Origin of the sequence: Vibrio nomapromontoriensis (assembly GCF_050337205.1) — a bacterium.
Taxonomy (GTDB): domain Bacteria; phylum Pseudomonadota; class Gammaproteobacteria; order Enterobacterales; family Vibrionaceae; genus Vibrio; species Vibrio nomapromontoriensis.
Genome location: NZ_JAKJSS010000014.1, coordinates 145,097 through 171,302, shown reverse-complemented (window position 1 = coordinate 171,302; position 26,206 = coordinate 145,097). Strand labels below are relative to the sequence as shown.

Below are 26,206 nucleotides of genomic sequence, written 5' to 3'. Positions count from 1 at the left end.
GTTGTGGGACTTCAAAGCCTTCTTTGTTGAACTCTTCAAGCATACCGGCACAGACGATCTTCGCGTAGTCTTCGATAGTGTTTGAGTTCATCATGTGTTCTTTGCTACGACACTCTGGCTCACGCTCACGTGGCCAACCGCCGCCTAGGTCACATTGGAAAGGTTGCACGCCACACTCGCGAGAGATCTCAATGATGTTGCGCGCGTATTCGCGGTAAAGCGCATCCCAACCTTCAGGCTGCTTAGAGAAGCGACCTAAGTGAGTATGGAAACCGTAGAATTCAAATACATCGATTTCTTTCACGCGGTTAACAATCTTCTTCGCTTCTTCTTTAAGAAGACCGAATTTGATCCACTTCATCGCGCCGATGAAGTTAGGGAACGGGTATGCATCTGGTTCGAAGTCGTTGAAGAAATCTTCTGGGATCACTTTTAGACGAACGGCGATACGAACTTTTTCAGCTGGCTTCACTTCGCGAGCGATGCGCTCAACGATTTCAATTTCTTCATAAGAATCTAGGTGAACCGCGTAGCCGTATTCAATTGCTTTACGGATAGCAAGCTCAGGCTTAACCGTACCGTTAAGTGCAATCGTTTTTGGATCGGCACCAGCGTAGTGAGTCGCTTCCACTTCACCAGGACCAAAACAGTCACCGCCTACGCCTTCTTCGTTACAAATAGCACGAACCGCGAAGTTAGTGTTTGATTTGATAGCAAACATAACGTTTACCGGCTTTGGCCAGTAGTTGCCGAAAGCGTTCTTAACACGACGTAGGTTGTTACGCAGTGTGTCTTCGCTTAGTACGAATAGCGGGCTACCGTATTGCTCGATAAGATCAGAGGCTTTGCAACCGCCGATGTATAAGTCGTCGCCTTGAGTGCTTAGCTCGTCAGTAGGAGTAAGAATATTTTCGAGGCGTTCAGCATAGTTTTGGTTCGCTTTATGCTCGTCCAACAGTTGTTGCTGAGTCTCTAAAATAGTGCTCAGTTGCTTTACAGATTCTTCTAAAAGCGCATGATTTTTCATATTCGTTCCTCACGAGATCGTTTCAGTTTGTGGCATGCTTTTGGTTAGCATTGCTCGATGAATACTAGTCTATCTGGCGGCTAAAAATTCAACATGTCACTCAGGGTCAATTAATCTTACGCTTAATGTTAACGTTATGAATTGTCTGGTCTTTATTTATGAGAGGTGATGAAAAGATATTTTTGGTGACGATGAGCAAGGCCTACGTATGGGGGTTATTTACGTAACTTTCATTGCGTTAAAAATAGCCGTTCATAGGGGGGAGGGAAGGTAACTTGCTGATCTTTAGTCCAATCATGAATCGGGTGAGGAGTCGTCAAGTAACATGCTCGAGAAAATTAAGGTGCTTGGTCAATTAATCTGACGCCCAGTGACGGTGCTGAGCGGCAAACTTAGGTTAGATTGTAGTCAATTTAAGGCGGGTCTCTGAGTCTTATCACTTTCGAGTCACAGCACTTTTTGAGTTTTAGTACTTTTTGAGAATTAGAACTTTTGAGTCTTAGTACATAGAGTGTCGCCAAATAACTCGAAGAGAGAAGACGATGTCTGACTCTTCACAGTACCCAATTTTACGAGGTAATTATCATGTCTTTTGATATCAACAACGCTAAAGGTGTATTCGCGACAGTGGACGCTGCGATTGAAGCAACTCATAAAGCGCAACAAGAGTTTTATGTGAACGCCACTAAAGAAGATCGCGAAGCCATCATTGCTGCTATCCGTGGAGCAGTATTAGCGCGTGCAGAAGACTTCGCTAAAATGGTTCGTGAAGAGACAAAACTAGGCCGTGTTGAAGATAAAATTGCCAAGCACCAACTAACAGCAGCTAAGACGCCAGGCACTGAAATTCTAGATACAGAAGTATGGTCGGGCGATAACGGCATCTCTTTGGGTGAGCGCGCACCATACGGTGTGATTGGCGCAGTAACGCCAGTGACTAACCCAACAGAAACCATTGTTAACAATGCAATCTCTATGCTTGCGGGTGGCAACGCGGTGACCTTCAACGTTCACCCTTCTTCTAAAGTCGTGTCTGCTGTCATGATTGATATGCTAAACACCAGCATTGTTGAAGCGGGCGGCCCAGAAAACCTTATCACTATGGTGAAAGAGCCAACGCTAGAAACACTGAACGAAATCGCGAAATCACCGCTTATCAACATGCTTGTTGGTACGGGTGGTCCGGGTCTTGTTAAGGCGATTCTACAGTCTGGTAAGAAAGGTATTGGCGCTGGCGCAGGTAACCCACCTGTCATCGTTGATGCTTCTGCTAACCTAGACCTTGCTGCTGCTGGCGTATACGGCGGCGCATCTTTCGATAACAACTTGCTTTGTATCGGTGAAAAAGAAGTCTTTGTTGAAGAAGCGGTAGCCGATGCGTTCCTAGACAAGCTAGAAGAAGTCGGCGCTTACGTTCTATCAGCAGAAGAAGCAGAGAAGCTAACCGAGCAAATCCTAACGCTTGATGAATTTGAAGGTGCTAAGCCTTGTACTGCGCATGAAATCGCACGCGTGTGGCACCCGGTGAAGCAGCATGTTGGTCAAGACGCTGGCGACATCCTGAAGTCTATTGGTGTTGAATCTGATACTCGTCTTGCGGTTATGCTTGTTGAAAATGATCACCCACTTGTGCACGTTGAACAAATGATGCCAGTACTGCCAGTGGTTATCTGTAAAGATATCGATGAAGCGGTTGAGCGCGCTGTCGCTGCAGAGCGTGGTAACAAGCACTCTTCTTGCATCTACTCAGGTAACATTGACAACGTGACTAAGTTTGGTCGCGCGGTTAACACCACTATCTTCGCGCACAATGGCCCAACGCTTTCAGGTGTTGGCTACAACGCAGAAGGCACGTCAACGTTCACGATTGCAGGTCCTACGGGCGAAGGCATCACGAACGCACTGTCTTACACGCGTGCACGCCGATTTGCTATCGCTCAAGGCGGTCTGCGCATCGTTTAATCGACGCAGTTACTTTGTTAGAAAAGACGCCTTAGGGCGTCTTTTTTTGTACCTGAAATAACGCTTAACAGTAAGCATCGTATCGATATCTTTTAGCGCTAATATCGTTTGTCACCTGTGTCACCTGTCTCCGATATCGCTTGTCACGTCAGAGTCTGATTACTCATGATGCCAATGCAATGACATGCTGGCTTAAGACATCAATGTGAGGTGAATGTGATGCAAAACAAGCTTAAAAAAACGACGCAGACTGACATTTGGGTTGGATCAGAATGGGGTGTGCTTAAAGAAGTGATCATTGGTCGAGTAGACCAACTTGCATATCCGACAATCAGTAAAGCGTTGGCTGCTCGTATGGGGATATTCAATAAGCCAGGTCGCGATAAGATTCTGGCTAACGCAGGAAAGCCGTACGCTGAAGCCGACCCAATGCGCTTTAAGAAAATTCGAAAAGAAGTCGAAGACTGGGTTAATCTGCTTGAAGGTCGTGGTATTAAGGTGCATCGACCAAGGCTACTAACAGCAGAAGAATTACAATATAAAGAGCCCGGTGTTGGGTCGCTGTTTGTCAAAGATCCTCTCTCTGTTGTCGGCAAGATGGTGATAGAAGGGGCTAATCGTTTTCCTATGCGCCATAAAGATGTGTTTACTTATCGTCATATTCTTAACAAGCGTATTAGCGGCACTGACGCCAAATGGGTAACCATACCAACCCCTCAAACGGACACCCATTGCGTAGAAGGTGGCAAAGGGCCATTTTTGACAGGTGGCGATGTGTTTGTGATGGGGAACAACAACGTGTTGCTTGGTTATAATGGTGTCGACTCGAATATGCTAGGGCTGCAATGGGCGGCCGATCTATTGAGTTCAGAAGGTTGGACGGTACATTTTGTTGAATACAGCCCGGAAGTGATGCACTTAGATTGCTGTCTCTCTTTACCTAGAGAAGGGTTAGCGTTGGTGTGTCGTGATGCTTTTCCAAATGGTCTACCTGCGCTCATTGAAGGCTGGGATATTGTGAACTGCTCGTTAGAAGAAGCACGCATAGATGCCTGTAATGGCCTACCGCTTGGCGAAGGTGTTTACGCGATGTCACCAGAGTTTGCGCATATTGGTAAGCAGTTAGAAGCCAAAGGTATTGAAGTGCTTTACTCTAATATGACCGAAACCAACCACGCGACTGGTGGTGGAATGCGTTGTAGCCACGCTGCGCTGGTGAGAGAAGACTAACCACAGTCGGCCACTGCTAGCGATAATGGGTGATGGCGCATAGCTATATAGATTTAGACGGGATAACGAAAAAGGTTAGCTTATTAGTAGGCTAACCTTTGTGTTTTTCGTATGTTCATTCATTCGAAATGATGAGTGCTTCCATGACAATTACTGAAACCTATTCAGTGGGAAGCTCGTTACTCTGGCGACGTATTATCAGTGAATCAATAATACGTGTTTATTTAGGCGGATTTTGTTTCATTTCGCTTCCGGCTCACCAAGTGGTTAGACGCCGCTGCAGCAAGCAAAGCGCCACCAATAACCAAAGTTTGGTAGTAGGCGGGAACCAGCGTTAGCATGCCTACTGTCAGTGTCATGATGATCAAGGCGCCGACAAACGAGCGCAAAACCTTACCTTCGCCGCCACTAAATGCGGTGCCGCCAATTAACACCACCAAAATAGCCGTCAGCTCCATGCCATCACCAGACAGTGGGTCGCCTAATGACATGAAACTAGAGCGAGCAATCCCAGCGAGCGCGGCAGTCGCACCCACAATGGCGTATAAGCTGAATACCACGAGCCCGGTTTTGATACCAGAAAGTTTGGCTGCGGTTGGGTTGCCGCCTGTCGCCGCCGCGTATTTGCCAAGTAATGAACGGTTTTGCAAGATGATCAAGAGCGCGGTGACGCCCACCGCGACCCAAAAGGCCATTGGCAGGCCGAGTAGCACACCATCGCGACCATAGTCGTTGAACCATGCTGGCATTTTTAAGTCGCCCATGGATTTGATTGCCGACACGCCGTCTTGTACCAACAGTAACGCAATGCCTTTGTACAGACTAAGCGTAATGAGCGTGGCAATCACTGGGGTGATATTAAACTTCACCACCAATAAGCCATTAAATGCCCCCAATAACACGCCGCAAAAGACGGTAATGGAAAATGCCGCCCAGAAGGGGACGCCATTAATGGCAAGTAGCGCGTAGATGACTGCGGTCAGCCCCATGGTACTGCCCACCGATAAATCGATGTAACCTGAAACCATGAGTAATGTGAACGCGCCAGCCAAGACTAAAATTGGCGCCGACACACGCAAAATATTGATGACATTTTTCTTATAAAGAAAGTTGCCTCGTTCAAACAGCGCATATTGCTCAAGGTTGATGCTACTTAAGAAAATAACGATCGCCGCCAGTACAAAATAGATGTAGTAATTGGCAATAAACTTTGTAATTTGTCCACCAAACGTGGGTGCCATGCTAAGTGATTTGGTTGAATCAGACATAACCCTCACCTTCCTTATTTATTTCTGAGGGACAGTGCCCACGTTTGCGCGGTGATCGCTAGAAATACCGCGACCGCTTTAAGAATGAATTGCCAATCGGGCGATAGGGTGAGTCCGGTCGCGGCCGAGGTCACGACGGCTAAAATAATGGCGCCGAAGAACATGCCAATCACCGAGCCAAATCCGCCAGCAATCGCAATACCGCCAAGCAGCGCGATAACCAATGCATCGAATTCCATTAAAAGGCCACGATTAGAAAAGCCAGATTTGAACTCTGAAGACAGCAGGACCCCAACAATACCGGCAACTAACGCACTAAACAGATACAAGTAAGTGATGTGCTTAGCGTTATCGATACCCGACAGTTTGGCGGCTTCTGGGTTGGCGCCAATCCAGTAGGTGATGCGCCCAAAGACGGTCTTACGTTCAATAAAGATCGCGACAAAGAACAGTACCAACATGAATAACACCGGGAATTGCATAGAGGTGTCGAAGACTTTTAGATTGCCTAGTACGCCAAATTCTTCAGGTAGGTTGGTATTGCGTTGCGAGCCTTGGGTAATGACCTGAGCGATCCCCCGCGCGACCATCATTGTCCCTAAGGTCACAATAATCGATGGAATACGAAATTTGACCACAAACAGCGCATTGAGTCCGCCGATTGCAAGCGCTCCCATTAAAGCACCGACAACCGCCAGCCAATAGGGTAATCCAAGCCCTGTTGAAAGTGCGGAACCGCCACCAATGGCTTGGGCGAACCACACCGATAGGACCCCTGAAAGCGCAACAATACCGCCGACAGAAAGATCGAAATTGCCAGATACAAGAAGAAAAGAAACCCCAATACCAAGTGATATTACGGCCCAGTTGTTGGTGATTAAGTTCAACATGTTTTGAACTTGAAAAAAGTTAGGCACGAAAGCAGACGCCACTAAAAAGAGGCCGATGGCAACAAATGCAACCAGTAAGGTAATGTACATTTGGTCGCTTATCCGTCGATATTCGACGGGAGAGTGATTAGGCTTTACCGACGTGTTCATTATACTGCCTCCTCAAGGCCACCCGTGGCGGCATTCAAAATATAGTTGGTGTCGACATTGGGTCCGTTTTGAATCTCTGAAACCAGTGAGCCATCGTAGAGCAAGAAAATCCGGTCACACACGCCAAGGATCTCCTCAAGTTCAGTAGAGAAGACGGCGACGGAATTTCCTTCGTTCGCTAAGCTTTTCACTAAGTCATAAATTTCTTTTTTTGCGCCTACGTCCACGCCACGAGTGGGTTCGTCAAGCAGCAGCAGCTTTGCTTGGGAAAAAAGACATTTGGCAATGACCACTTTTTGTTGGTTACCGCCGGACAGCTTTTCGGTGTGCTTTTCGATTGAGCTGGTGGCGATGGACAGTTTGTCGACATAATCCATGGCAGCGTTGAGCTCGTCATTTTCTCGAAATACTCCAAAATCCGACATTCGCGGTAGGTTCATTACTGGAATGTTTTCGCGAATGGTTAAATTGGTGAATAGACCTTGCGTGCGACGTTCTTCGGGGACTAAGGCAATACCGGCGGCGATGGCCTGTTTCGGTGAGTTGCCGACGTCTTTCCCGTTTAGGCGAATAGTGCCAGAGACTTTATCGGCACCAAAAATTGCGCGGGCGATTTCGGTTTTACCGGCACCCACTAGCCCATAAAAACCAACGATTTCGCCTTTTTTAATATCAAATGAGACATTTTTAAGTCGGTGATTGTTGAGACGTTGCGCGGCTAAAAAGACTTCATCGGTGATGGCGTCACGGGGGGAGTAATTGTGCATGATGCTGCGACCAATCATCATATCAATCAACTCTGCTCGTCCGTTAACTTCTGACATCGGTTTTGTGGCAATGTGCTTACCATCACGCATGACGGTGACTCGATCGCCCAAAGCGAGAATTTCATCTAGCTTGTGCGAGATATAAATCACCGTTACGCTTTGTTCTTGTAGCCTTCGAATGACGGTAAACAGTCTTTCAACTTCTCGCTCAGACAGTGCAGCGGTCGGCTCGTCCATAATAATGACGTTGGCACCTGAAGAGGCGGCGCGTGCTATTTCTATGATCTGTTTTTGTGCAACCCCTAAGGTTGATACACGCGCGTATGGGTCAATTGACGGCTCGATAGTGGCAAGCGTGTCTATGACTCGGTGCTCAAGATCGGATTTGATGAGAAAGCCAAATCGGCTTTGCTCCATACCTAATGTGAGGTTTTCAAGTACCGTCAGTTCGTCAACAACATGCAGTTCTTGAAATAGGGTAGCAATGCCAGATTCTCGTGCCGATTGAGTACCAGTGGGTTGGTAATCATGGCCATTAACTTTCATCACACCTTGGGTGGGCTGTATTGCCCCCGTAATCATTTTTACTAACGTTGATTTACCGGCTCCGTTTTCGCCAATTAAACAATGAACGGTACTTCGCTCAATTGAAAAGCTAACATCATTCACCGCCCTCACACCGGGGTAGTCTTTAATAAGCCCTTCGATTGACAGAGCGGGTGTTGAATTGTGACTATTCAAGATGATCTCTCCTTCAGTTGCTTCCCGTTCGCACTGCGTTGCTATGAAAAGCAATACAGTTGAAGTCGGTCTTTCCTTAACACTGAGATTTTGAATATATTAAGAGAATCAAGGTCAGCCGAGTTGTGGCCGACCTTGAGCGAGGGTTAGTTGCTAAATTGTGCGTCTAGCCATTGCTCAGCATCTGGCTTTGGCATTGACCAATATGAGATGGTATAAGCTTTATAGAAGAACTCTTCTGCTTCATCTTTGGTTGGTTCAACTTTCTTATTGATCACATCCATCACTAAATCGATACGACCGCGAGCCGTTTCAATTGGTGGTAGGCCCATAGAGACTTTTAAGCTTGACTCTGGATCGTAGATTTGACCAAATTCAACCGAATCAAAATCCACACTCGCCACAATCTCAGTAACCGGCTTACCATCTTTGAACTTACCGCGACCGAGTTGCGACAGGCCAGCCATTGTGCCTACCGTTAAGTTAGACGCTTCGGAGTAAATGAGGTTAACTTCTGGTTGTTGAGTAAGAAGGTCAACAACGATTTGTTTGGCCGCTTCTTGACCGCCACTGGCATCAAGAGCCCCTAAGTTTTTCGCGGTAGGGTCCACCGATAACACGCCCTTAGCAAACGGGTTAGTTCGACCAGAGCTGACCTCTGTGTGGTTTGGCCAGCCTAGTTGCACCATGACAATTGGCTTGTCTGGGTTAGCTTGCTTCCACGCTTTTGCCATTTGCGCACCCATATCAAACGACACCGTTGCTTCATCACTACGTGCCGTAGGAATACCGGTGGCGGTAATAGGGCTAAAGAAAGAGGTCATGGCAATATTTTCTTCTAATGCTTCTTCAACACCAGGTGTTGCCGCTTCACCATCCCAAATATGTAAAGAAGCGCCATCAAACGCACCCGCCGCAACTTGGTCGACGTTTTGTGTCATGACGGCAGAGTCTGCTTTACCATCGAAGATCACCACTTCTGCGCCGTATTTCTCTTTTGCATAGCGCTTTGCTTCAGTTGCTTGAGATTGATGAAAAACGTTCGACAAGTCGGAAACGAAAAACGCGATTCGTTCATTTGCTTGTGTTGTGGCAGCTAGGCTTGAAGCGACAATAATACTCGTAGTAATAAGTCCCTTAGTAAATATCTTTTTCAAAGTCACTGACTTCATAATTTTCTCCATTTTTTATTGGGTATTCACTCGTCGTCTTAGGAGCAACTGCTGCTTTGCTTTAGAAAAACACCTTTGTCTTTAGCAAGCTATGTTTTGTCTTTTATCAGCAGTAAGCAGCACAACACGTTGTTCTTGATGATGTGAATTATCTTTCAGACTGATGAAATATATTTCACGTGTTAAAAGGTAGTGAACAAAATGTAACCGGTCAATCCCATATCGATACAATACGTATCAGTTTGGTTATTATTTGTGATCTGTCGCACTTAAATAACCAAAACGATACGTTTGGTATCATTTTAACTTGTAAAAGTTGTTTTCTATGATTACTTTTTACTCAGATGAAATAAATTTCACATCCTATTAACGAGTCTAATGATGTATAGCGTCGTAAAAAGATAAGGTGTGAGGTCTTAATAAAGACGGTAGGAAGTAAACCAAGGTAGGGATATGACGATGAACGAACGTGACGACATATTAAGACAAACTGCAAAGGTTCTGACACTGCGTTATATGGAAAATCGCAGTCAATCAGATATTGCAAAGCAGCTTGGTCTGTCCACGGCAAAAGTGAATCGAGTCATAAAACAAGCCCACGATGATGGCTTGGTTGAAATTACCTTAAAGCTCCCGCAAGAAAGGACGCACACTTTAGAGCAACGACTGATCGAACATTTCAGAATTAAGACAGCGGTGATTCAACCCAGCCTCAGTCAAGATGATGAAGTGGTCACGCGCCAAGTCGCGCAGACCGCCGGTGAACTGCTAATTGAAACCATCAAACCCGATAGTGTTATTTGCATTAGTGCGGGTAAAACCATGGCGCAGATTGTTGATCAAATAAAACCGATGAGTTTTCCCAACGTTCGTGTTGTGCCAGCTACCGGGGGGATTCAGGGACATCACTTTACTGATGTGAATTATCTTGCGAGTAAATTAGCCGAGAAACTGGGCGGCACGAGTACTCAGTTACATGCGCCGTTATTCGTCGATACCGACGAGCAACGCACCATCTTAATGGAGATGCGCAGCGTAAAAGCGGTACTCGATTTGGCACGTAGCGCTGATATTGCTTTGGTCGGCATAGGGTCGGTGGCCAGCGAAAGTGACAGTTACTATGATTTACGATCGCTTAGTGGTCATGACACGGAATTAATGCTCAGTGCGCAGTGTAAAGGAGAGGTGTTAGCTCATCTTTATGACGCGCACGGAGATAAATGTGCAGAGCATATTAATAAAAAACTGATTGGTCTTAGCTTACAAGAGCTTAGCAATATTGAGCACAGTTTTGGAGTGGCGGCAACGCGTTCAAAAGTGTCGGCTGTGTTGGCCGCACTGAGAGGTGGACTGATTAATGGATTAGTCTCAGATGAAGACACCGTCGCCAGTGTTTTAGAACAAGCAGAATAGGGAATGAACATGCAAACAAGAGAAATTGGTAACTCAGGAATTGAAGCCTCTGTCATCGGGTTAGGAACATGGGCAATGGGTGGTTGGATGTGGGGTGGAACGGATGAAAAAGCGTCTATCGATGCCATTCACGCGTCGTTAGATAACGGCATTTCCCTTATTGATACCGCGCCCGCTTACGGTTTAGGGGTATCTGAAGAGCTGGTGGGTAAAGCCATTAAAGGGCGTCGTGACCAAGTGGTGTTAGCGACTAAGTGCGGCCTGGTCTGGCATACCAATAAGGGCAATCATTTCTTTGATGAAAATGGTAAGCCAGTGCATCGTTACCTAGGTGCTGACGCGATTCAACATGAAGTAGAGCAAAGTCTTAAACGTCTTCAAACCGACTATCTTGATTTGTACATTACCCATTGGCAAGACCCAACCACACCCGTTGAAGAAACCATGGATGCGTTATTGGCGTTAAAGAAAGCCGGTAAGATTCGAGCGATTGGTATCAGCAACGCCAATCAGCTCGACTTAGAGCAATATCAACAATGTGGTGTGGTTGATGCGGTTCAGGAAAAATACAACTTGATTGAGCGTCAGTTGGAAAAAACACTATTGCCGAGCACTATTCAGAGCAACGTCTCTTGTCTGAGTTACTCTTCTCTCGCCATGGGTTTGCTGAGTGGCAAAGTCACACCAGAGCGCGTATTTACCGGAGACGATCAACGAATTACTGACCCCATGTTTACGGTTGAAAATCGTCGTTGGGTGCAGAAATTTTGTCAGTCGATTGAGCCGATTGCTCGCCAAAAAAATGTCAGTGTCGCGCAGTTAGTCATTGCGGCCACGCTACAACAACCTGGTATCACGTATGCGTTGTGCGGCGCCCGTAACTCAGCGCAAGCGATTGAAAATGCAGCGGCTGGCAGTGTGGTGTTGTCCCAAGAAGAAGTGAAATTCATTGACGCCAAGTCCCATGAGTTTTTTGGCGAATTAGAATTGGCTTAATAATTTGTTTCGTCGGTCAGCTTCATGGAGCTAAAGACATGAAGCACGATGCAAGGACAGCAGAAACTGTTGGCAGGGAGCAACAATGAAAAATAGCGCAGAAGCCTTTAGGCAGTTAACAGAGAATGAAGAGTTTGAAGCCGTTGTCATTGGTGGGGGGATTAATGGGATCAGTGTATTTCGTGAACTCGCGCTGCAGGGCGTAAAAGTGCTGTTGGTCGAGAAGGACGACTTTTGCTCAAAAGCGAGTGCGGCTCCTTCAAGAATGATTCACGGCGGGTTGCGTTACCTCGAAAATGGCGAGTTTGGGTTAGTCAAAGAAGCCTTGTATGAGCGAAATCGACTTCTCGATAATGCACCGCATTTTGTTGCGCCTTTACAAACCACCATTCCTATCTATTCCACATGGTCGGGTATGTTTGATGGGTTGTTCAAGTTTCTTGGGCTTAAAGATAAGCCGTCACAGCGTGGTTCTGTCGTGATCAAGTTGGGGTTGAGCCTGTATGACTGGTTTACTAAACGTGATCAGCTGATGCCTAGTCACAAAATGCACTCTGCTCACTCAACCCATCAACGTTGGCCGATGATGGCCGCTAGGGCGAAGAGCAGTGCCACGTATTTTGATGCGTGGATTAGCTCACCGGAACGGCTCGCCATGGAGTTAATCCAAGAAGGTGTTGCGGCGGGCGGGACAGCGTTGAATTACTGCAAGGTATCACAATTTCAAAACGGTCAATTGTCTATAGAGAACGAGAAATTGGCAGAGTCAGTCAGGCTCACAACGGGACGAATCGTCAATGCTACCGGAGCTTGGGTAGACTTTACCAACGGGCTTTTGGCAGCGCCTAGCCAGTATATGCAGGGCACAAAAGGCTCTCATATTATTGTTGATAACCCCGAACTGTTGGCAGAGCTTGATGACAATATGCTGTTTTATGAAAACAGCGAAGGGCGTGTTTGCATTTTATTCCCGTATTTTGACAAGGTACTGGTTGGGTCAACAGATATTCCGGTCAGTGATCCTGATTCGGTGCGATGCACGGATGAAGAAATAGACTACATTTTGGAGTCTCTACGAGGCGTTCTGCCTAAACTGACGATTCATAAACAGCAAATTGTCTATCAATTTTGCGGCGTCAGGCCGTTGCCGTCAGTGAATACTTCAACCACGGGGCAGATCCCTAGAAGTCACTCTATCAAAAAAGACAAGGTGGATGGGGTCGACATTTATTCGCTCATTGGCGGTAAATGGACCACGTTTCGTGCTTTTGGGGAAGAAGTCGCCGATGACTTGCTGGTGTCCTTAGGGAAACCAAGGCAATGCAGCACGAAACAAAAAGCCATTGGTGGTGGTAATGGTTACCCCGTCACGCAGGAAGCTCAGCGTGCCTATATCGATGAGTTAGCCGCGTTACACCCTCATTATACTCGCCAGCAGATCAAGATTTGGTTTCAGCGTTATGGCACCCACTGCGCGACGTTACTTACATGGCTGGTTGATTTTAAAGATGTGCCTCTTGCGGCATTGCCTTCCTACACAAAAGGGGAGTTGAGCTACATTCTAGAGCATGAGTCTGTCTCGACGACCTTAGATGTATTACTGCGTCGCACTTCTATCGCGATTGAAGGGCAGCTTTGTCAACACAGTTTTGATGAAGTGTCAGACGTTGTTGCTGACTATTTTGGTTGGCAGCAAAGTGAGCGTGATTCAGACCGAGCCCACACGAAACAAGTGCTCTTACAGTTCCATGGTGTGTCGCTCGATGTGACACAACGTCCTCAGAGCAGCCAATTAACACCTACCGTTACGGAAAATGAACAATTACTAGATGGAGAAGAGTATGTATTTAACCAGTAAAGTCAGGATGAACCGCCTGTTTAAACAAGGACGTTGCTTAGACGTTGCGATTGATCACGGTGTCTGCAATGAGCCATCATTTTTGGATGGACTAGAAGACATGTCTTCAGTGGTTAATCAGCTGGTCGAGGCAAGACCTGATGCGATTCAGATGAATGCTGGCCAAGCAGATTTACTGCAAAACGTGGACGGTAAAGATAAGCCAGCATTAGTGATGCGCATTGATTTAGGTAATCCTTACAATGCCGAGCGTCATCGTCATATGTGGGCGCTGCTACAAAACTCTGAGCAGCCGTTGATACAGGCGCTTCAAATGGATGCAGCGTGCGTTGTGGTTAATCTCTTTATGCTTCCAGATGAGCCGGATTTGTTTAAACAATGTGTGGCGAACATTAGCCGAGTTAAAGCGGAATGTGAGAAGTATGGGATGCCGCTTATGGTTGAGCCTTTGGTGATGCAACCTAATCGACAAGGTCAGGCCTATATGGTCGACGGTGATTGCGAAAAAATTGTGACTCTTGTTCGGATGGCTCGCGAGTTAGGCGCAGATATTATTAAAGCCGATCCGACGGCACAGGCCGAAGACTTCCATAAAGTGGTGGAAGCGGCACGTTGTCCGGTGCTCGTTCGCGGTGGAGGCCGTGAAGATATCGAATCAGTATTTAGTAAAGCCCGAGCATTGCTCGATCAAGGCGCACTGGGCATGGTGTATGGGCGTAACATTTATCAGCACCCAAACCCAAGCCGCGTTGTTGATGCGTTGATGGCCATGATTCACAACGACGCATCCACAACAGATGCAATGAACATTTATATTGGTGACAAGTAGTCGGTGTAGGAGGGGGATAGGATGTCATACGCAATAGGAATCGATTGTGGTAATACAGCGATTAAAGCGGCGCTATTTAATGAGAATGGTCATGAAATCGCGACGGTCGCCAATAATTATCCGACTCATATCCCCTGCCCAGATTTTACTGAAGCAGACATGAATGAATGTTGGCAGATTTGCGCTAACGTTATTGTAAAACTTATTGAAAAAACGGGCATTGATAGTCAGCACGTAGTGGCAATTGGTACCAGTGGACATGGCAATGGACTGTATCTTCTTAACCACGATAAGTCGCCATTACTAGCCATTAAATCATTGGATAATCGCGCGGAGAAGGTGGTACAAGAACTCCAGTGCTCAGCGCGTTTTCAAGAAATAAAAACAAGAAATCGACAGGGGGCTTGGTCATCGCAGACCGCGACACTGTTGCTGTGGCTGAAACAGCATCAACCTAGTGTTTACCAGCAAATTGGTCAGGTACTGTTTTGCAAAGACTTCGTCAACTTCTGCTTAACGGGTGAATGTGCGACAGAATGGGGTGACATTACCGCATCTGGCTTGTTTGATTTTGAACGTGACATGATTTCAGAAGAGTTGCTTAACTGCTACGATCTGGCTGATATTCGCGCCAAACTGCCGTCAATTTATGAAAGTCATCAGGTGATAGGAGCGGTGACAGATAGTGTGGCAAGCCTAACTAAGCTGAAAGCCGGTACTCCAGTGATTGCCGGGTTATTTGATGTTGTGGCTTGTGCCTATGGTTCTGAGGCAAGCCAACTTGGTGCGACTTCTGTGGTGGCAGGAACGTGGAATATTAATCAGGTAGTCACAGACTCGCTGCCCCCAGAAAGTATTTTCATGGCGTGTAAGTTTTCCAAAGACCGTTATTTAGCCATTGAATCCAGTACCTGTTCAGCATCCAATTTAGAGTGGCTGGTGGAACGCTTCTTCTCGGATAAAAGAGCGCGTGAAGCGGAGTCAGGCACTACTATTTTCGAACAGTTTAATCGTCAGCTCGAAGACGTTGAACTGACCCATTCTCTGCCAATCTTTCATCCCTATCTATATGGGTCAACCCATCAAGATAACCCATCGGCCAATTTGTTTGGACTTAAAGGCTGGCATCAAGATATACACATCGTTTACGCCTTTTATGAGGGCATCGTTTTCGCTCACCTTGAGCATATCGAGCGCTTACGAGAAACCGGTTATCAAGTAGATCGTATTGCAATAAGTGGCGGGGCATCGAGAAGTGAGTTTTGGTGTCAGCTATTTGCCGATGTGCTCGGCGTTACCGTAATCCCTGGTGGCTGCGATGAAGTGGGCGCAAAAGGGGTCGCGATGTTAGCGTTTGCGAGCGTAGGGAATACCAACAAAAGTGATAAGCGCACTCAAGTAGATCAAGTTACTCAACGACGATTTGAGCCAAACCACAAGCGTGGAGAATTTTTTGCTGCGCGATACCGAAAATATGGCTTGTTAAGGGACGCGCTGACCTTGTTAAGCTGATCACGAGCGAATAAATAACGGCTAATTCTCGTTCAACCACGATATTACGGTGGTGGGGTTATTACGCCCAGAATATGGATTTTCAAATAATGATACATATTGTATCGATATAAATTATGAGGTGAATTATGAGTCAATCTATTGTTTTACCAAAGTTTTTGGAAGTGGGTGAGGGCGCCACGCAGCGAACAGGAGAGATTGCGCTTCAGCTTGGTTGCCAGCGAGTCATGATTGTGTCCGATCCCGTGATGAAAACGCTCGGACAAGTTGAGCAACTTAAGTCGATTGTCAACCAAGCTGGCGTGGAGGCTGATGTGTTTACCGATACGATTCCTGAGCCTACGGAAGCATCGATATTGCCAGCAGTCAGTAAGGTCATCGATGGTCGTTATGATGGGGTGATTGCGTTGGGTGGAGGGAGCGTTATCGACAGTGCCAAAGCCATTGCTTTGTTAGCCCAATACCAAGGGCGAATTCGTGATTACTGCGTACCTAATATCGTTACGTCTCCCATCATGCCGCTTATTGCTATTCCAACTACGGCTGGAACCGGCTCTGAAGTGACTAAAGTGACCATTATTACCGACGAGTCTAATGATGAAAAATTGCTGTGTATGGGACCCGGCTTAATTCCTTCCGCTGCAATCATCGATTTCACTCTAACCATGACAGCCCCAGAGAGAATTACTGCAGATACTGGGATTGACGCCCTGACGCATGCCATTGAAGCCTATGTCAGTGGTAAGTCGGGTTTGTTTACCGATCAACAAGCTTTGTTGGCGATGAAGCTCATCGCGCCAAACTTACGTGAAGCGGTAAATAACCCAGACAACAAAGACGCGAAAGAACAGATGATGCTAGGTGCGACATTAGCGGGTGTGGCCTTTTCTAACGCTTCCGTCGCGCTTGTGCATGGTATGAGTCGTCCTATTGGTGCGCATTTTCATGTACCTCACGGCATGAGTAACGCCATGTTATTACCAACGGTGACCGAATATTCCATTCCTGCTGCGAAAACCCGATACGCCGAGTGTGCTCGTGCGATGGGAGTGGCTGATGCCTTAAGCAATGAAGATGATGCGGTGAAGGCATTATTGAAAGAGCTTAAACAAATCAACCAAGACCTGTCTGTCCCTTCGATGCGTGACTTTGGTATCGATAAACAGGAGTTTTGGTCAAATCTCGACATCATGTCCGAACAAGCATTGGCGTCCGGTTCGCCCAATAACAACCCAAGAATTCCAGATAAAGAGGCCGTTATCGAGCTATACAAAGCGGCGTGGTAACTGTTTCTATGTCCAGGTAACTGTTTCTATGTCCAGGTAATAGTCTATGTCCAGGTAATTGTGTCTACGTCCAATAGTTCACGCCCAAATGAGCCCATTACAAATTAAGCCTAAAAATACAGACAAGGAAGATAAAATGATTAGCAATTTCATAAACAACCAACGTGTTGAAAGTCAGTCAGAAAGGCAGCAGCCTGTGTTTGATCCTGCAACAGGGCAAGTGCAAGACCACGTTGGGCTCAGTACCAGCAATGAAGTGACGCAAGTGATCTCACACGCAGAGGCAGCACTGCGTTCTTGGTCTACAACGACGCCTCTCAACCGTGCTCGAGTGATGTTTAAATTCAAAGCGTTACTTGAGGAAAATCGCGAGGAACTGGCCAATATCATCAGCCGTGAACACGGCAAAGTGTTCAGTGATGCGTTAGGAGAAATCACCCGCGGTTTAGAAGTCGTTGAGTTTGCATGCGGTATTCCCCATCTACAAAAAGGTGAGCATAGCTTAAATGTCGGCACTGGCGTGGACTCACATTCTCAAATGATGCCACTGGGTGTGGTGGCTGGCATTTCTCCTTTCAATTTTCCAGTGATGGTACCGATGTGGATGTTTCCTATCGCCATTGCGACCGGCAATACCTTTATTCTTAAACCGTCAGAGAAAAACCCTTCTGCGCCATTGTTTCTTGCTGAATTACTTAAACAAGCGGGTTTACCTGACGGGGTGTTTAATGTGGTGCAAGGCGATAAAGAAGCCGTAGATACACTACTTCAAGATGCGCGAGTACAAGCCGTGAGCTTTGTTGGCTCAACCCCAATTGCTGAATATATCTATTCGGAAGGCGCAAAATATGGCAAGCGAGTGCAAGCCTTAGGTGGTGCAAAAAACCATATGGTGGTGATGCCTGACGCGGATATTGATGGCGCAGTCAATGCATTAATGGGGGCAGCGTATGGCGCCGCGGGGGAGCGTTGCATGGCGATTTCGGTTGCCGTTGCCGTAGGCAAAGAAACAGGGGATGCCTTAGGTCGCCATCTGCAGGATAAACTCGCCACGCTCAAGGTTGGACCTGGTTACGGCCAGTCGGTTGAAAACGACATGGGGCCGCTTATCACCAAAGAACATAAACAAAAAGTCTGTGGTTACATCCAAAAAGGGGTCGAGCAAGGCGCGAGTTTACTGGTGGATGGTCGAGATTTGGAGTTGGCGAAGTCGAGTGAGGGTTATTTCGTGGGAGGGACTTTATTCGACAATGTCACCACGGACATGACGGTGTATCAAGAAGAGATATTTGGTCCGGTATTGTGCATTGTTCGAGTCGACAGTTATCAAGAGGCGTTGAAGATCATCAATGACCACGAGTATGGCAATGGCACGGCCATTTTCACTGCCGACGGTGATACCGCGCGTGATTTTAGCACCAATGTTCAAATCGGTATGGTGGGTATTAATGTCCCAATCCCTGTGCCAATGGCATTCCATAGCTTTGGCGGTTGGAAACGTTCATTATTTGGACCACTTCATATGCATGGCCCAGATGGTGTTCGATTCTTTACTCGAATGAAAACCATTACCACTCGCTGGCCTGAGTCTGATGTCAAAGTTGGCTCAAAAGAGACGACCCAATCACAAGCCGAATTCGTCATGCCGACTATGAAATAGCGAGATAACGCATTGACGTGATGAGGGGTGCGGTAGGTTTGCTTAAATTGAGTTAGCGGTCACTAGATTGGCTAATTGAGTTTGGATTGAATAGGTTGGCGATCCTGTCCTCTTCATGTTTTTAAGTGCTCACTTTTCGTAGAAAAGTGAGCTTTGTTTAGTGACCATAAAAACAAGGAGAAGGCGATGAAAGCCATTAGTTTGATAAAGTCCCTTAGCTTAAAACCAGCCATTAGTCTGGATAAGTCTAAAGAGACGTGGCGTCGCCCTGTTGTAAGCAGTGTTTTAGCGGGGTTATGCAGTACCTCGTTTATTGCCGCAGCGTATGCTGCACAAGGACCCGGTTTAGGTAACCTAAGTTATGGTTCATCTGAAGCATTTACTCATGTATCGAGTCCGCTTGTCGATGATACCACCAACTTTTTGCCACCTGATTATCCTGGACGAAAACATTACGGCGTCAACGTTATGACCATGCTTAATGGTTATATGGTTGGTGTATTTGCTCCTGACAGTGGCGGTGGCCCCGGTGGGTGGATTGCGCTGGATGTCTCTAACCCAAAATCCATGCAGTTAGTGAAAACGGTGTATGAGCCAGATTTGGCTAATTTGGATCGTACTGGTGATGGATTAAGAACGGCAGAGTTTCGAGAACCTCACTCGTTTGGTTTAGGTGAAAACAATACGATCGCTATTCAGACCGGTAAGGGTATTGAAATCTGGGATTGGTCTGATGTTGCTAACCCAATTCGCTTGTCAAAGCTTGCGATATCAGGGGTGAATTTTGGTGATTATAACAATGTGTCGTGGCAACTTTTCTGGCAAGCACCTTACCTCTATATCGCTCGTGGTAATGCTGGGCTCAGTATCGTTGACACCAGCGACATGAGTAATCCCACATTAGTTAAAACGGTCGCAAATTCTGAACTGGGTGGCTTTAATATCGGGCCATTGTTTGCGTTGGGTAACCGTATGTTTATCTCAAGCATGGAAGGGACGGCGGGTTTTTCTATGCTGAATATCGATGATCCAGTCAATCCAACGTTAGTGAAGACGGTGAATCGACTTCCTGAAAAATACTATGCGTCCTGTTGGGATGGGAAATACGCCTATTTTGGCGCTCGAAGCACCAATGATGCACTGCGCGTTTATGATACGACCACCAACCCAATGAGTTTGGTTAACGAAAAGCTTACTGGCTTTGAAAACCTTTACTGCAACGTGCAAGACAATAAGTTGTTTCTGGGTAATCAAGACGACATCGCGGTGTTAGACGTTAGTGATATCAACAACATTCGCGAGCTAGGGCGAAGTTCTCTTAATGCAACGAGCAGTAACACAGACCATGGGCAAGTGTTTCCATTTGGTAACCTAGTTTGGGTGGGGAATGACCATGGGTCGGGAAGTGGGCTGATTGCTCATCAAAGTACCGCCGACCAGGTGCCGCCTTATATTTCTGCGGCCAACCCAGCGATTGATTCGACCTTGCAACCACTATCAACCCGGATTGGTGTGGCTCTGTCAGACAGCGTGCTAATGGAATCAGTCAACAGTAGCTCATTTACCGTAACAAAAATTGGTAGTGTGACACCACTTCAAGGCCAATACAGCACCAACTTAGGTTTTGTTCACTTCACACCATCGCAAAGCCTAGAGGCGGATAGCATTTATGAAGTTGTGCTTGAAGGGATCGAAGACTTTGCTGGAAACCCGATGGCGCGCACTGAGTATCGATTTGCTACAGGCTCTCAAGTAGGGCATGACGTTTCGGTGTCGGCGAACGATAAAGTGACGTTAGGCAGTAGCGTGAGTGTTTCCGCCTCAACTGTCCCTTTGCTAGGCGGCACTGTAGAGTATTCGTGGAACTTTGGTGATGGAGGAAGCTCGACGCCGTTCTCTGCGAGTGGGAATGCCGATTATGTGTATGGTCAGCCGAATCATTGGTCGGCAGTTGTGACGATCAAAGAAACCACGGTTGATGGGGTATTTGAAAGTAGCAAATCGGTGCCGATTACGGTGTACCGAGAGCCAACCTCTACTTCACCTACAGCCTCCTCTACTATTGTTGAGTCGGCAGGCCAAGTGGTGGTGGTCAATGAAGATAATGACACGATAAGTGCGATCAGTAATGTGGCGCCTTATGCTAAGTTGTGGGAAACGGCAGTCGGTGATCAGCCAAGAACCTTGGCGGTAGCACCTAATGGCAATATCTGGGTGGTGAATCAAGTAGACGCTACGATTTCTATCGTGACTAACGCCGGGCTATTTGTTGAAAATATTGCTCTGCCACGAGGCTCACAACCCTATGGTATTACATTCTCCCCAGATGGAAGCAACGCTTTTGTTTCTCTTCAAGCGAGTGGCCAACTGGTTAAAATTGACCCAAGCTCGAAAAGTATCGTGGCGACGGCTGACGTGGGGCATAGCGCTCGTGGATTAGCGATAGACAGTGCTTCTTCTCGGGTTTTAGTGACCCGCTTTATTTCTCCGCAATCTAATGCTGAAGTGGTTGCTGTTGATGCCTCAACAATGACCGTTGACCAGAGTTACCTCATTAGCAAAGACACCACCACGGTTGATGGACCAGACAGAAGCCGAGGCATTGCGAACTACCTAGGTTCGGTAGCAATTTCTCCTGATGGCTACAGTGCTTGGTTACCATCCAACAAAGCTAACGTCGATCGCGGTGCGTACCTTGAGGGGGATGATGCGAAAGCGTTAACCTTTGAGACGACGGTAAGGGCGGTCGTGAATAGACTCGATCTTAATACAAATACAGTGATGGCGAATGCGCTTGATATTGATGACCGAGCGCAACCCAAAGCCGCTGTATTTAGTGATATTGGCGATTTGGTTTTTATTGCTGTTGAAGGTCAAAATAGTATTGAAATTCGTAATACCTTTAATCTAAATCGAGCGGGGGAGATCTTCGATACCGGGCTTGCACCACGAGGGTTGTTGTTGTCTGGTTCAACATTATTTGTCCATAACTTTATGTCGAGAACGGTGTCTGTCCACGATGTCACCACATTCCTTTCTGACCGCGGTGATATATCAACACTCGCCCAGGTTTCGGTTGTGGCTAATGAAGCGTTACACCCAAGAGTATTACGCGGGAAACAAATATTCTACAACGCCGCCGATGCCAGAATGACGCAAGATGGCTATATTTCTTGCGCAAGTTGTCATGCTGATGGCGATAGCGATCATCGGGTTTGGGACTTTACGGACCGAGGTGAAGGGCTAAGAAATACTATCTCGTTATTAGGCAAAACAGGGACAGGCAACGGCCGAGTGCATTGGACTGCCAATTTCGATGAAATTCAAGATTTTGAAAACGATATTCGTTATGCCTTTGGCGGGCGTGGCTTTATGGTGGATGCTTTGTTTAATCTGTCGGAAAGTCCATTAGGCGTATCTAAATCGGGCAAAAGTGAAGACTTAGATAACCTGGCTTTCTATGTGAGCAGCTTAAATCAATTTCCGAAAAGTCCGCATCGAGAATCGTCTGGTTCATTGACAGCTGAAGCCTTGACTGGTGAAGCATTGTTTAGTTCGAAAAGTTGCGATAGCTGTCACTCTGGCGTGTATTTTACCGACATGCAGCGACATGATGTTGGCACCATTGAAGCGTCATCAGGGCAAGGTATCAATGCCCCGTTAGCTGGAGTTGGCTTTGATACTCCAAGTCTTATTGGGCTTTGGAGTAGTGCGCCGTACTTCCATAACGGACAGGCTGCGACACTCGATGATGTATTACAAATTGGGGCTCAGCATAGCGTAGCTGATAGTACCGAGAGAGCGGCACTGGTTGCGTATCTTGAGCAAATCGAATACGAAGGTCCAGATATTGTTGTCCCAGAGCCGCCTCAGGCTACGACTTACACTTATCTCAGTGATCTAACCGAAACGACATCAAGCAATGGTTGGGGACCTGTTGAGAAAGACAGTAGTGTGGGAGAAGAGTTAGCAGGAGATGGGCAATCAATCTCTATTGGAGGCAGTGAATTTGAAAAAGGTCTTGGCGTTCACGCTCACTCGGAAATTACCTATAGTCTGACGGGCAGCAATTACGATCAGTTTACGGCCTTTATTGGCGTTGATGATGAGACGGGTAGTTCAGGTTCCGTTGTATTTGAGGTCTGGTTGGATGGTGTGATGGCCTATCAAAGTAGTATTTTACGAGGCAGTGATGTCGCCGAGTACGTAGCGGTAAATATAAGCAATAGCGCGCAAGAGCTAAAGCTTGTGGTAAGCGATGCGGGTGATGGTGTAGGTAGTGATCACGGTTCCTGGGGAGATGCAAAACTGCGTACGCCGAGTGATGGCTCTACCGCCGCCGTTCCTGGTCTTTTCTATGGCACTCTTTCGGGCAATATTAACGAAACTGACGCCAACCCCAAAACGGTTATTACGACCAGTTTGAGTGAGACGGAAGACACTATTGCAGGCAATGCAACAGAGGTTTATACCGGCTATATCTACGACGCTGATGGTCAGATTTCGTTTAGTGAGAATAACGATGACAAAACGCGTCTCTGGATAGATGGTCAATTGGTATTAAGCAGTGATCTTTGGAGTGATAGAGTGTCCACTACCAATCTTAACCTCTCTCCAGGTTGGCACCAGTTTGAACTCAGATTGAGTAACGGTAATGGGGGGAGTGGTCCTCATACAGGATTTGCTTTTGCCTATGATCCAGATGGGGGGACCAATTGGATTCATCCTTCGGATAACGGCACTGGTAATTTATTCATGACCGAAGACCCTGGCAGTAGCCCAAGCGTTCCAACAACCGTCTATTTGAGTGACCTTCAGGAAGATTCGTCGACTAACGGCTGGGGCTCAATCGAAAAAGATATGAGTAATGGAGAAGAAGCTGCGCAAGACGGAACGACGCTCTCGATTGGAGGACAGACCTTTGCGAAAGGTCTTGGTGTTCATGCTAATTCCACTGTTAACTACACTATTCCTGCGGCTCAGTACAGTCGCTTCTCTGCGAGCATCGGCGTTGATGATGAAGTGGGTAACTCTGGCTCGGTGGTGTTCCAAGTAGAATTAGATGGTGTGCTGTATTATCAGAGTGCAACACTAACAGGGACAGACACCGCAGAAGTCGTGTCTGTTGATATCCCCGTAGACGCCACATCGCTGTCGCTTAAAGTGAATGATAGTGGCAATGGTAACGGGTACGATCACGCAAGTTGGGGGAATGCGGCACTCGTTCAACACTAAACCCTGAAGGGCTTACTATAAGGTAAGCCCTTATTTTGTTATTGAGTTCGATCGTTCTTGAATTAGGCTAAGTGTTGAGTTGCACTTACCTAATAAAACCAATAGGCTATCTAAGTCTATTGAATATCGTTTCAAGGAAGAACTCAGTTTTATGGTCACTTCGAATTCAACTAAAGCCAGCGCAACAAAAGCCAATCAAGAGCAAGTCGATTCAACTAGAGCTCATTCCGCAAGTGCGACTAAAGGCTCCACTTTAGATCGAGTGTTGCAAGTTGTCGCGGTCGTTGCCAAAAGTCGAGGTCAACTCAATAGAGAATTGATAGCGGAACATTTGGCTATGCCTATTGCTTCTGCTAATAAATTGATTAATCAGCTTATTTCATTAGGTCATCTTCAAGAAAACATAATAGGTCGAGTAATCGCGGGGCCCAATCTTCAGTCGCTATCTCATGACATTTTGAAAAATCAGCGTTTTTCTGAGCAGCGCACATCTGTGTTGCAAGGTTTATCTGATCGTATTGGAGAAACGTGTGGGATTTCAGTACCAAACGGCATCGAGATGATTTATTTCGAGCGCGTCAATTGTAATTGGCCGCTGCAAATTAACTTGGCAGAAGGCAGTCTTGCTCCAATCGCGGCGTCCGCGTCGGGTAAGCTCTATTTATCATCACTTGATGCCACGATTCGTGAGAACGTAGTTCAGCATATGGGGCTTACAGAATACACCTCAAAAACCATCACCAACGAAGGTCTATTTCTCGAAGAATTGGCGCGTATATCTGAACAAGGTTTTGGTGAAGATAACGAAGAATTTGTTGATGGTATGGTTGCCATATCTGTACCCATTAGCTCTGGCGAGCTGAGTTTTGGTTATTTGTTTTGTCATGCCCCTAGCTTTCGCATTTCGTTAGAGCAGCTAAAAACGCACCTTCCAGAATTGCAGTCTGCTGCGAAGGAAATATTGGACTTTACCTTAGATGAGTTGAACTGCGGATAGCTCTCAACACTAACTGCACTAGTAGCGGGACTAGTAGGGACACACACCGCCAACACAAACGGGACAGACACCGAAGAAGTAGTGGCTGTAGAAAAAGAAAATCAAAGGACAGACACAAAAGTATGAAATTAGTTTGATTTTGTCTAATTCGCCTATTCACCGACACTTCCGTTGAAAGAGAGCTGCTAAGGTACTTAAAACCTTCATAGCGGATCCTATTTTGACAACAGCCAGAAAACAGCTCATCTCTGTTGATGTGACCTCTTATTACCACTGCGTATCACGCTGTGTGAGGCGCAGTTTTTTGTGCGGTGAAGACCCTTTGACCAACACTAGCTACGAACATCGAAGAGAGTGGATTGAGAGAAAAATTCACGCTCTGACACAGGTATACTGCATTGATGTTTGCGCCTACGCCATCATGAGTAATCATTACCACTTGGTGTTGCACATTAAGAAAGACAAAGCGCTAGCGTTATCGCTTCACGATGTAGTTGAGCATTGGGCGCGAGAGCATCAATTGCCCGTACTCATACAGCGTTGGCGGAATAAGCAACTCACTAACCAAGCAGAAAAAGACAAGTGTCTTGAGCTCATAGAAACATGGCGGGAAAGACTATGGAGCTTAAGTTGGTTCATGAAAGAGCTTAATTACGATATAGCATGTAGGGCGAACCGAGAAGACAGCTGCACGGGCCACTTTTGGGAAAGCCGCTTCAAAAGCCAAGCGCTACTTGATGAAAAAGCGCTTGTCGCGGCGATGGCGTACGTGGATTTGAATCCTATTCGAGCGGGCATTGCTAACACCCCTGAAACATCGGAGTTTACTTCTATAAAAGCCAGAATCGTTGCGCTGAGTAAAAATTTGGCTACAGCTCCGTGTTTACATCCCTTTATTGGCAACCCAACGAATGAAATGCTAGATGGTATTCCGTTTCGCCTGATTGATTACATTGATTTAGTTGATTGGACAGCACGCCAATTTCGAAAAGGAAAGACCCGTATGGACGATAATCAACCGCCTATTCTGGCTCGTTTGAGCTTCAATCAAAGACGTTGGTTATCAGTATGTAGGACATTGGAAAAACCCCGCTCTACTGCTATAGGTAGCTATGTTCAGGCCCAGAGTGCTAAGTTCGCTCTAAACAAACAAAGAATACAGATTTATCAACTCGAATAGCTACAAAGCTGACTCTGCCCGTCTCTTCGGTTA

Annotated in this window: 17 protein-coding genes; 12 read left to right on the top strand and 5 right to left on the bottom strand. The window is 46.6% G+C overall.

The window, feature by feature from the left end; genetic code table 11:
• A partial coding sequence (locus tag L4D05_RS18525) for a diaminopimelate decarboxylase family protein (RefSeq protein ID WP_428794884.1) occupies positions 1 to 1,027 on the bottom strand: 1,027 nt, incomplete at its 3' end.
• Between the two features lie 585 nt (positions 1,028 to 1,612).
• Here L4D05_RS18525 and L4D05_RS18520 point away from each other — a divergent pair.
• The gene (locus L4D05_RS18520) at positions 1,613 to 2,989 is read left to right on the top strand and encodes an aldehyde dehydrogenase (RefSeq protein WP_428753584.1); all 1,377 of its coding nucleotides are present in this window, start codon (positions 1,613 to 1,615) and stop codon (positions 2,987 to 2,989) included.
• Between the two features lie 219 nt (positions 2,990 to 3,208).
• A complete protein-coding gene (locus L4D05_RS18515; protein ID WP_428794883.1) occupies positions 3,209 to 4,219 on the top strand; it encodes a hypothetical protein in 1,011 nt (336 codons plus the stop codon).
• 224 nt (positions 4,220 to 4,443) lie between these two features.
• On the opposite strand, the gene L4D05_RS18510 is transcribed toward L4D05_RS18515, so the two are convergent.
• The 4 genes from L4D05_RS18510 to L4D05_RS18495 all read right to left on the bottom strand — a co-directional run bounded on the left by L4D05_RS18510 (position 4,444) and on the right by L4D05_RS18495 (position 9,207).
• Positions 4,444 to 5,487 (bottom strand): ABC transporter permease, encoded by a 1,044-nt coding sequence (locus tag L4D05_RS18510; protein ID WP_428753581.1) that lies wholly within the window; start codon positions 5,485 to 5,487, stop codon positions 4,444 to 4,446.
• A 14-nt stretch (positions 5,488 to 5,501) separates the two neighbouring features.
• Positions 5,502 to 6,527 carry an ABC transporter permease gene (locus L4D05_RS18505; protein WP_428794882.1) on the bottom strand — a complete coding sequence of 342 codons (1,026 nt, stop codon included), beginning with the start codon at positions 6,525 to 6,527 and terminating at the stop codon, positions 5,502 to 5,504.
• Positions 6,527 to 8,035 carry a sugar ABC transporter ATP-binding protein gene (locus tag L4D05_RS18500; RefSeq protein ID WP_428794881.1) on the bottom strand — a complete coding sequence of 503 codons (1,509 nt, stop codon included), beginning with the start codon at positions 8,033 to 8,035 and terminating at the stop codon, positions 6,527 to 6,529. The genes L4D05_RS18505 and L4D05_RS18500 overlap by 1 nt, the downstream gene beginning before the upstream one ends.
• Before the next feature lie 146 nt (positions 8,036 to 8,181).
• Positions 8,182 to 9,207, bottom strand: a complete 1,026-nt coding sequence (locus L4D05_RS18495) for a sugar ABC transporter substrate-binding protein (RefSeq protein WP_428753578.1) — start codon at positions 9,205 to 9,207, stop codon at positions 8,182 to 8,184.
• A gap of 453 nt (positions 9,208 to 9,660) precedes the next feature.
• Here L4D05_RS18495 and L4D05_RS18490 point away from each other — a divergent pair, with 453 nt between their 5' ends.
• From L4D05_RS18490 to L4D05_RS18445, 10 genes are all read left to right on the top strand, one after another.
• Complete coding sequence (locus L4D05_RS18490; protein WP_428794880.1) at positions 9,661 to 10,620, top strand: sugar-binding transcriptional regulator; 960 nt, start codon at positions 9,661 to 9,663, stop codon at positions 10,618 to 10,620.
• Positions 10,621 to 10,629: 9 nt separating this feature from the next.
• Positions 10,630 to 11,616, top strand: a complete 987-nt coding sequence (locus L4D05_RS18485) for an aldo/keto reductase (RefSeq protein ID WP_428794879.1) — start codon at positions 10,630 to 10,632, stop codon at positions 11,614 to 11,616.
• 85 nt (positions 11,617 to 11,701) lie between these two features.
• On the top strand, positions 11,702 to 13,474 hold the full coding sequence (locus L4D05_RS18480; RefSeq protein WP_428794878.1) for a glycerol-3-phosphate dehydrogenase/oxidase: 1,773 nt from the start codon (positions 11,702 to 11,704) through the stop codon (positions 13,472 to 13,474).
• Positions 13,458 to 14,303 carry a class I fructose-bisphosphate aldolase gene (locus L4D05_RS18475; RefSeq protein ID WP_428794877.1) on the top strand — a complete coding sequence of 282 codons (846 nt, stop codon included), beginning with the start codon at positions 13,458 to 13,460 and terminating at the stop codon, positions 14,301 to 14,303. The genes L4D05_RS18480 and L4D05_RS18475 overlap by 17 nt, the downstream gene beginning before the upstream one ends.
• Positions 14,304 to 14,324: 21 nt before the next feature.
• On the top strand, positions 14,325 to 15,815 hold the full coding sequence (locus L4D05_RS18470; RefSeq protein ID WP_428794876.1) for an FGGY-family carbohydrate kinase: 1,491 nt from the start codon (positions 14,325 to 14,327) through the stop codon (positions 15,813 to 15,815).
• A gap of 128 nt (positions 15,816 to 15,943) precedes the next feature.
• Entirely contained in the window at positions 15,944 to 17,101 is a 1,158-nt protein-coding gene (locus L4D05_RS18465) for an iron-containing alcohol dehydrogenase (RefSeq protein ID WP_428794875.1), read from the top strand.
• Positions 17,102 to 17,237: 136 nt separating this feature from the next.
• Positions 17,238 to 18,761 carry a CoA-acylating methylmalonate-semialdehyde dehydrogenase gene (locus L4D05_RS18460; protein ID WP_428794874.1) on the top strand — a complete coding sequence of 508 codons (1,524 nt, stop codon included), beginning with the start codon at positions 17,238 to 17,240 and terminating at the stop codon, positions 18,759 to 18,761.
• Between the two features lie 186 nt (positions 18,762 to 18,947).
• Positions 18,948 to 23,996, top strand: coding sequence for an NPCBM/NEW2 domain-containing protein (locus L4D05_RS18455; RefSeq protein WP_428794873.1), 5,049 nt, complete (start codon positions 18,948 to 18,950; stop codon positions 23,994 to 23,996).
• A gap of 151 nt (positions 23,997 to 24,147) precedes the next feature.
• The gene (locus tag L4D05_RS18450; RefSeq protein WP_428794872.1) at positions 24,148 to 24,993 is read left to right on the top strand and encodes an IclR family transcriptional regulator; all 846 of its coding nucleotides are present in this window, start codon (positions 24,148 to 24,150) and stop codon (positions 24,991 to 24,993) included.
• A gap of 220 nt (positions 24,994 to 25,213) precedes the next feature.
• Entirely contained in the window at positions 25,214 to 26,173 is a 960-nt protein-coding gene (locus L4D05_RS18445; protein WP_428794871.1) for a transposase, read from the top strand.
• Positions 26,174 to 26,206: the final 33 nt, after the last annotated feature.

What these genes read in the sequence shown, in the direction of transcription:
- L4D05_RS18480 (WP_428794878.1), top strand. Translation starts at nt 11,702, where the DNA reads ATGAAAAATAGCGCAGAAGCCTTTAGGCAGTTAACAGAGAATGAAGAG.
- L4D05_RS18495 (WP_428753578.1), bottom strand. Translation starts at nt 9,207, where the DNA reads ATGAAGTCAGTGACTTTGAAAAAGATATTTACTAAGGGACTTATTACT.
- L4D05_RS18450 (WP_428794872.1), top strand. Translation starts at nt 24,148, where the DNA reads ATGGTCACTTCGAATTCAACTAAAGCCAGCGCAACAAAAGCCAATCAA.
- L4D05_RS18490 (WP_428794880.1), top strand. Translation starts at nt 9,661, where the DNA reads ATGACGATGAACGAACGTGACGACATATTAAGACAAACTGCAAAGGTT.
- L4D05_RS18475 (WP_428794877.1), top strand. Translation starts at nt 13,458, where the DNA reads ATGTATTTAACCAGTAAAGTCAGGATGAACCGCCTGTTTAAACAAGGA.
- L4D05_RS18515 (WP_428794883.1), top strand. Translation starts at nt 3,209, where the DNA reads ATGCAAAACAAGCTTAAAAAAACGACGCAGACTGACATTTGGGTTGGA.
- L4D05_RS18520 (WP_428753584.1), top strand. Translation starts at nt 1,613, where the DNA reads ATGTCTTTTGATATCAACAACGCTAAAGGTGTATTCGCGACAGTGGAC.
- L4D05_RS18460 (WP_428794874.1), top strand. Translation starts at nt 17,238, where the DNA reads ATGATTAGCAATTTCATAAACAACCAACGTGTTGAAAGTCAGTCAGAA.
- L4D05_RS18455 (WP_428794873.1), top strand. Translation starts at nt 18,948, where the DNA reads ATGAAAGCCATTAGTTTGATAAAGTCCCTTAGCTTAAAACCAGCCATT.
- L4D05_RS18510 (WP_428753581.1), bottom strand. Translation starts at nt 5,487, where the DNA reads ATGTCTGATTCAACCAAATCACTTAGCATGGCACCCACGTTTGGTGGA.
- L4D05_RS18465 (WP_428794875.1), top strand. Translation starts at nt 15,944, where the DNA reads ATGAGTCAATCTATTGTTTTACCAAAGTTTTTGGAAGTGGGTGAGGGC.
- L4D05_RS18505 (WP_428794882.1), bottom strand. Translation starts at nt 6,527, where the DNA reads ATGAACACGTCGGTAAAGCCTAATCACTCTCCCGTCGAATATCGACGG.
- L4D05_RS18485 (WP_428794879.1), top strand. Translation starts at nt 10,630, where the DNA reads ATGCAAACAAGAGAAATTGGTAACTCAGGAATTGAAGCCTCTGTCATC.
- L4D05_RS18470 (WP_428794876.1), top strand. Translation starts at nt 14,325, where the DNA reads ATGTCATACGCAATAGGAATCGATTGTGGTAATACAGCGATTAAAGCG.